Origin of the sequence: Streptomyces sp. NPDC006265, from assembly GCF_040613555.1 — a bacterium.
In the GTDB taxonomy this organism is placed as follows: domain Bacteria; phylum Actinomycetota; class Actinomycetes; order Streptomycetales; family Streptomycetaceae; genus Streptomyces.
The window spans coordinates 1-6,948 of record NZ_JBEXSH010000472.1 but is presented as its reverse complement, the minus strand read 5'-3'; the positions used below and the strand labels follow the sequence as shown (position 1 = coordinate 6,948).

The following is a 6,948-nucleotide window of genomic DNA, read 5'->3' as shown; positions in this document are numbered from 1 at the left end:
GGCACCGCACCTCGCCGCGTTGCCGAAAAGCCCTGGTAGCTCCGCTACAAGGGCTTCCCGGCGCCTTGCGATGCACGGCACCAGACCACGCGCCCTGATCGGACGCTCATAGTGAAAGGACCCCTTACCCCAGCGCCTTCTCCAGCGCCGCGAGTGCCCCCGTCAGTTCCTCGCCCGTGATGGTGAGCGGCGGGGCCAGGCGGATCGTGGAGCCGTGGGTGTCCTTCGCCAGGACTCCCTCCCGCATGAGACGTTCGCTGATCTCCCGGCCGGTGCCCAGCGCGGGGTCGATGTCGACGCCCGCCCACAGGCCGCGGGAGCTGAACCCGACGACGCCCTTGCCGACCAGCCCCGTCAGACCATCGCGCAGGATCCCGCCCAGCTCGGCAGCGCGGCGCTGGAACTCGCCCGTCTCCAGCAGCTCCACCACCGCCGTACCGACCGCCGCCGCCAGCGGATTGCCGCCGAAGGTGGAGCCGTGCTCCCCGGGATGCAGCACACCGAGGACCTCCCGGCGCCCGACCACCGCCGACACCGGCACGATCCCGCCGCCCAGCGCCTTGCCCAGCAGCAGCACGTCCGGCACCACCGGCTCGTGCTCGACCGCCAGCGTGCGGCCCGTGCGCCCGAGCCCGGACTGGATCTCGTCCGCGATGAACAGACAGCCCTTGCGGCGAGTCAGCTCCCGCACACCGGCGAGATAACCGTCGTCGGGAATGATCACCCCCGCCTCGCCCTGGATCGGCTCGATCAGCACCGCCGCCGTCGTCTCGTCGACCGCCTCCTCCATCGCGGCCAGGTCGTTGTACGGCACCACCCGGAACCCCGGCGTGAAGGGCCCGAAGCCCGCCCGGGCCGTCTCGTCCGTCGAGAAGCTGACGATCGTCGTCGTACGCCCGTGGAAGTTGTCCGACGCGACCACGATCGTCGCCCGGTCGGCCGGCACGCCCTTGACGTCGTAGGCCCACTTGCGGGCCACCTTCACGCCACTCTCCACCGCCTCCGCGCCGGTGTTCATGGGCAGCACCATGTCCATGCCGGTCAGCGCGGCCAGCCGCTCCGCGAACTCGGCGAGCCGGTCGTTGTGGAAGGCGCGCGAGGTGAGGGTCAGCCGGTCGAGCTGACGATGGGCCGCCTCGATCAGCGCCGGGTGCCGGTGGCCGAAGTTGAGGGCCGAGTACCCGGCGAGCATGTCGAGGTAGCGCCGCCCCTCGACATCCTCCACCCAGGTGCCCTCGGCGCGGGCGACGACCACCGGCAGCGGGTGGTAGTTGTGCGCGAGGACCGGCTCCTCCGCGCGGATCAGCTCCTGCGAGCCACGGGTCTCCCGCGAGCCACGGCGCCTTTGCGAGTCCTCGGTGCGGACGGGTGCGGTCATGAGCGGATCTCCCGGATCTCCTGGGTGCAGCACTTGATGCCGCCACCGGCCTTCTGGAATTCGGACAGGTCGACGGGGACGGGGACGTAGCCTCGGTCGGCCAGCTGGTCGGCCAGGGCCGTCGCCCCCGGTGAGATGAACACGTGGCGCCCGTCGGAGACGGAGTTGAGCCCGAACGCCATGGCGTCCTCGCGGGTGGCGAGCACCGCGTCCGGGTACAGCCGGGCCAGCACCTCACGGCTGCCCGGAGAGAACGCCTCGGGGTAGTAGGCGATGTTCTCGTCGTCGAGGACGAACAGCGCCGTGTCTAGGTGGTAGAAGTACGGATCCACCAGCGTCAGGCTGATCACCGGCGTCCCGAAGTGCTCCTGCACCTCGCTGTGGGCCTCCCGGGTCGTACGGAAGCCCGTCCCGGCCAGGATCCAGCGGCCGGCGGGGACCAGGTCGCCCTCGCCCTCGCACACCGACTCGGGGTGGTACACCTCGTAGCCCTCCGCCTTGAACCACGCCTCGAACGGCACGGACTCGGGACGGCGCTCGGGTGCGTGGAAGAGCGAGCCGAAGACGCGGCCGTCGACGACGACCGCCGCGTTCGCGGCGAAAACCATGTCGGGCAGGCCGGGAAGGGGTTTCACACCGTCCACGGTATGGCCGTGGGCACGGTAGGTGTCGACCAGCGCCTGCCACTGGTCCAGGGCGCGGAGGACGTCGACGGGTTCGTCGGGGTGCATCCACGGGTTGATCGCGTACTGCACGGCGAAGTGTCTGGGTTCGCAGACGAGGTAGCGCCGCCGGCGCGGCACACGGGAGTCGGGCACAGAGGGGTCCCTCCGCTTCCTCACGGTGTGTGACTGGTGGTTGACACAACGGTAGGAACCGACGGTGGTGCCCGACAAGAAACAAAGGTTGCGCGTTCACGCAGGAACGCTGCGTCTTACGGCCGCTCAGCGCACGACTGCTGCGCCCCCCGGGACCCCCTCGGGGGCCGGATGGCTCGCCCCGGCCTCCGGGCTCTCCGGGAGCAGATGGGACAGCACCATCACGCTGATCGTCTTCCGGATGAACGGCTCCTGCCGGATCCGCTCCAGCACCTCCTCGAAGTGCTCCACGTCCCGCGCCCGCACGTGCAGCAACGCGTCCGCGCCGCCGGTCACGGTCATCGCCGCAGCGATCTCGGGATAGTCGCGCACGACCTCGGCCAGCCGCCGCGGCGGGGCGGCGCCCTCGCAGTACACCTCGACGTAGGCCTCCGTGCGCCAGCCCAGCGCCGACGGCTTCACCGTCGCCGAGAACCCGGTGATCACACCGGTCTCGCGCAGCCGGTCGACCCGCCGCTTGACCGCCGTCGCCGACAGCCCGATCGCGGTGCCGATCTCCGCGAACGACGTCCTGGCGTTCGCCATCAACGCGGTGATGATCTTTCGGTCGAGTTCGTCGAACGGCGTGGACCTGCTGTTCATGCGGGCACTGTATCCACCGGCGCCCCGGCCCGCGCCCGCCCGGCACGGGCACCGTGTCCAGCGCGAACGTCCACCCCCGGCACATGTCCAGACGTACGGATCACCCCTACACTCCGGGTTCATGCTGCGCGCCCTGGCTGTCGACGACGAACGCCCCTCCCTGGAGGAGCTGCTCTACCTCCTGCACGCCGACCCCCGCATCAGCAGCGCGGAGGGCGCCGGCGACGCCACCGAGGCGCTGCGCCGCATGAACCGCGCCCTGGAGTCCGGCCCGGGCGGGCCCGAGGCCATCGACATCGTCTTCCTCGACATCCAGATGCCCGGCCTGGACGGCCTCGACCTCGCCCGGCTGCTCACCGGCTTCGCCCGGCCGCCGCTCGTCGTGTTCGTCACCGCCCACGAGGACTTCGCCGTGCAGGCCTTCGACCTCAAGGCCGTCGACTACGTCCTCAAACCGGTCCGCAAGGAACGGCTCGCCGAGGCCATACGCCGGGCCTCCGAACTGCGCGGCGCCGCCCCGCGCATCCCCGTGCACGAACCCGACCCGGACCACATACCCGTCGAACTCGGCGGCGTGACCCGCTTCGTCGCCGTCGACGACATCACCCACGTCGAGGCGCAGGGCGACTACGCCCGCCTGCACACCGTCAAGGGCAGCCACCTGGTCCGCATTCCGCTGTCCACCCTGGAGGAGCGCTGGCGCACCCGCGGCTTCGTCCGTATCCACCGCCGCCACCTCGTCGCCTTGCACCACATCGGCGAACTCCGCCTCGACGCGGGCACCGTCAGCGTCCTCGTCGGCTCCGAGGAGCTCCAGGTCAGCCGGCGCCACACGCGTGAACTGCGCGACCTGCTCATGAGGAGGCCGTGACCGTGTCCCCCGACCACGCCGAACGCCGCGTCGTCGTCACCGGCCCGCCCCGGCAGAGCGGCCGGGCCTCCTCCGGCTACTACCGCCCGCGCACCGAGATCGACGAGCAGACCACTCTCGGCCACACCTACGTCCGCTCCCTGATGCGCACCCAACTGCGCGCCGCCCTCACCGTGTTCGCCATCCTCGGCCTGCTCGTCGGACCGCTCCCGCTGCTGTTCGCGGCGATGCCCGACGCCCGCCGCCTGGAATGGGCCGTCCTCGGCTTCGGCCTCTACGCCCCCCTCGTCCTGCTCGCCCGCTGGTACGTCCGCCGGGCCGAGCGCAACGAACGCGACTTCATACGCCTCGTGGAAGACCGCTGAAGCCCCACCGATGAACTCCAGCTACGCCATCCCCGCCGTCGCCCTCGTCGTCGTGGCGACAGTCCTCGTAGGCGCCTTCGGCCTGCGCATCTCCCGCACCACCTCCGACTTCTACGTCGCCTCCCGCACCGTCGGCCCCCGCCTCAACGCCGCCGCCATCAGCGGCGAGTACCTCTCCGCCGCCTCCTTCCTGGGCATAGCGGGACTCGTCCTGGTCCAGGGCCCCGACATGCTCTGGTACCCGGTCGGCTACACCGCCGGCTACCTGGTCCTGCTGATCTTCGTCGCCGCCCCGCTGCGCCGCTCCGGCGCCTACACGCTCCCCGACTTCGCCGAGGCCCGCCTCGCCTCCCAGGCCGTGCGGCGGCTGGCCGGCGCCTTCGTCGTCGGGGTCGGCTGGCTGTACCTGCTGCCCCAGCTCCAGGGCGCCGGACTGACCCTGACCGTGCTGACCGGGGCGCCCGACTGGCTCGGCGGAATGATCGTCGCGGTCGTCGTCACCGCCACCGTCGCCGCCGGCGGCATGCGCAGCATCACCTTCGTGCAGGCCTTCCAGTACTGGCTGAAGCTCACCGCCCTGCTCGTGCCCGCCCTGTTCCTGGTCCTCACCTGGCAGAGCGACGGGGCACCCCGGCACGCCTTCGACGAACCGGCCACCTTCCGCGACCAGCGCGTCGTCCGCGTCGACGACGGCATCGACCTCACCCTCGGCCGGCCCCTGAGCGTCACCGTGACCGGCACCGTCGACGGCCGGACGTACACCGGCGCCCGCCTCGACCTCCCCGCCGGCACCCACCGCGTCGAAAGCGGCGCCCGCCTCACCTTCCCCGCCGGCGCCCCCGTGCCCCGGGCCGAGCGCAGCGGCGGCGGCGACCTCTCCCCGTCGCAGGCCGAGAGCCGCGAGGAACGCCCGCTGTACGCCACGTACGGGCTGATCCTCGCCACGTTCCTCGGCACCATGGGCCTGCCGCACGTCGTGGTCCGCTTCTACACCAGCCCGCACGGCGTCGCCGCCCGCCGCACCACCGTCGCGGTCCTCGGCCTGATCGGCGCCTTCTACCTCCTGCCACCCCTCTACGGCGCACTCGGCCGCCTCTACGCCCCCGAACTCACCCTCACCGGCGACCCGGACGCCGCCGTTCTCCTGCTGCCCGACCGCATGATCGGGGGAGTGGGCGGTGATCTGCTGGGCGCACTGGTCGCAGGCGGCGCCTTCGCCGCGTTCCTCTCCACGGCCTCGGGCCTGACCATGGCGGTCGCGGGCGTCCTCACCCAGGACGTGCTGCCCTCCCGGGGCGTACGGCACTTCCGGCTCGGGACGGTCCTCGCCATGGCCGTGCCCCTCGGCGCGAGCGTCCTGGTCGGCGGACTGCCGGTCGCCGACGCCGTCGGGCTCGCCTTCGCCGTCTCGGCGTCCTCGTTCTGTCCGCTGCTCGTCCTCGGCATCTGGTGGCGTCGGCTGACCCCGCCGGGCGCCGCCGCCGGGATGCTGGTGGGCGGGGGCTCCGCCCTGCTCGCCGTCGCCGCGACCATGGCGGGCTACCCCGGCGAGGGCGCCGCCCTGCACGCCCTGCTCGCCTGGCCCGCGCTGTGGTCGGTGCCGCTGGGCTTCCTCACCATGATCCTGGTGTCCCTGGCCACCCCCGGCCGGGTCCCGCCCGGCACCGCGGTGGTCCTGGCCCGGTTCCACCTGCCCGAGGAACTGCGCACGGAGGTGACGGCATGAGCGGGTTCCTGGCCGGCCTGTGCGTCGCCGTGCTCCCGGTGCTCGCCCTGGGCGTCTGGCTCGGCCGCCGCACCGCCCGGGCCAAGAGCCTCGCCGGCCTCGGCACCCCCGTCGAGCACGCCACCTTCGAGACCCTGCACACCGCGTCCCTCGCCGCGCCGCCGCTGCGCTCCGGCCTGACGGAGGAGACCGCCCGGAAGTCCGCCCGCAAACTGCGCTCCCTTCTCGGCACGGACGCCCTCTGCCTCACCGACCGGGGGCAGGTCCTGGTCTGGGACGGCGACGGCGCCCACCACCGCACCGAGATCATGGAACGCCTCGCCGGCCCCCTGGAGACCGGCCGCGGCGAGGCCTTCCGGCTCACCTGCGACAGCCTCGACTGCTCGGTGCACTGGGCGGTCGTCGCGCCGCTCACCGTCGACGACCGGGTGCACGGCGCCCTGGTCGCCTGCGCGCCCGGTGAGTCGGCGGTGCTCGTCCGCGCCGCCGGCGAGGTCGCCCGCTGGGTCTCGGTCCAGCTGGAACTGGCCGACCTCGACCAGTCCCGCACCCGCCTCATCGAGGCCGAGATCAAGGCTCTGCGGGCCCAGATCTCCCCGCACTTCATCTTCAACTCGCTCGCGGTGATCGCCTCGTTCGTCCGCACCGACCCCGAGCGAGCCCGTGAGCTGCTGCTGGAGTTCGCCGACTTCACCCGCTACTCGTTCCGCCGGCACGGCGACTTCACCACCCTCGCCGAGGAACTGCACGCCATCGACCACTACCTGGCGCTGGTGCGGGCACGCTTCGGCGACCGCCTCTCCGTCACCCTCCAGATAGCACCGGAGGTGCTGCCGGTGACCCTGCCGTTCCTGTGCCTGCAGCCGCTCGTCGAGAACGCCGTCAAGCACGGTCTGGAGGGCAAGGCCGTGCCCTCCGGCAAGTGCCACATCCAGATCACCGCCCAGGACGCGGGCGCCGAGGCCCTCGTCGTCATCGAGGACGACGGCGCCGGCATGGACCCCGGCCTCCTTCGCCGCATCCTCGCCCGCGAGGTCAGCCCCTCGGGCGGCATCGGCCTCTCCAACGTCGACGACCGGCTCCGCCAGGTCTACGGCGACGACCACGGGCTCGTCATCGAGACCGCCCCGGGAGCCGGCATGAAGATC

7 protein-coding genes are annotated in these 6,948 nt (G+C 72.2%); 4 read left to right on the top strand and 3 right to left on the bottom strand.

Features of this window, described 5'->3' with window-relative positions; translation table 11 throughout:
- Positions 1 to 124 precede the first annotated feature (124 nt).
- The 3 genes from rocD to ABZ281_RS30690 all read right to left on the bottom strand — a co-directional run bounded on the left by rocD (position 125) and on the right by ABZ281_RS30690 (position 2,838).
- Positions 125 to 1,378, bottom strand: coding sequence for an ornithine--oxo-acid transaminase (gene rocD, locus ABZ281_RS30700; RefSeq protein WP_356660737.1), 1,254 nt, complete (start codon positions 1,376 to 1,378; stop codon positions 125 to 127).
- Positions 1,375 to 2,196, bottom strand: coding sequence for a dimethylargininase (ddaH, locus tag ABZ281_RS30695; protein WP_356660735.1), 822 nt, complete (start codon positions 2,194 to 2,196; stop codon positions 1,375 to 1,377). Before ddaH ends, rocD begins: the two co-directional genes overlap by 4 nt.
- A gap of 126 nt (positions 2,197 to 2,322) precedes the next feature.
- Positions 2,323 to 2,838: an Lrp/AsnC family transcriptional regulator gene (locus tag ABZ281_RS30690; RefSeq protein ID WP_298557063.1), complete on the bottom strand. Its 516-nt coding sequence runs from the start codon at positions 2,836 to 2,838 to the stop codon at positions 2,323 to 2,325.
- Positions 2,839 to 2,959: 121 nt separating this feature from the next.
- Between ABZ281_RS30690 and ABZ281_RS30685 the strand changes: the two genes are divergently transcribed.
- From ABZ281_RS30685 to ABZ281_RS30670, 4 genes are all read left to right on the top strand, one after another.
- The gene (locus ABZ281_RS30685) at positions 2,960 to 3,709 is read left to right on the top strand and encodes a LytTR family DNA-binding domain-containing protein (RefSeq protein ID WP_356660733.1); all 750 of its coding nucleotides are present in this window, start codon (positions 2,960 to 2,962) and stop codon (positions 3,707 to 3,709) included.
- Positions 3,706 to 4,074: a hypothetical protein gene (locus ABZ281_RS30680; protein WP_356660731.1), complete on the top strand. Its 369-nt coding sequence runs from the start codon at positions 3,706 to 3,708 to the stop codon at positions 4,072 to 4,074. The genes ABZ281_RS30685 and ABZ281_RS30680 overlap by 4 nt, the downstream gene beginning before the upstream one ends.
- A gap of 10 nt (positions 4,075 to 4,084) precedes the next feature.
- Positions 4,085 to 5,800 (top strand): cation acetate symporter, encoded by a 1,716-nt coding sequence (locus tag ABZ281_RS30675; RefSeq protein WP_356660729.1) that lies wholly within the window; start codon positions 4,085 to 4,087, stop codon positions 5,798 to 5,800.
- Positions 5,797 to 6,948: histidine kinase (locus ABZ281_RS30670; protein ID WP_356660727.1), on the top strand; the 1,152-nt coding region annotated here is incomplete at its 3' end. The genes ABZ281_RS30675 and ABZ281_RS30670, both read left to right, overlap by 4 nt.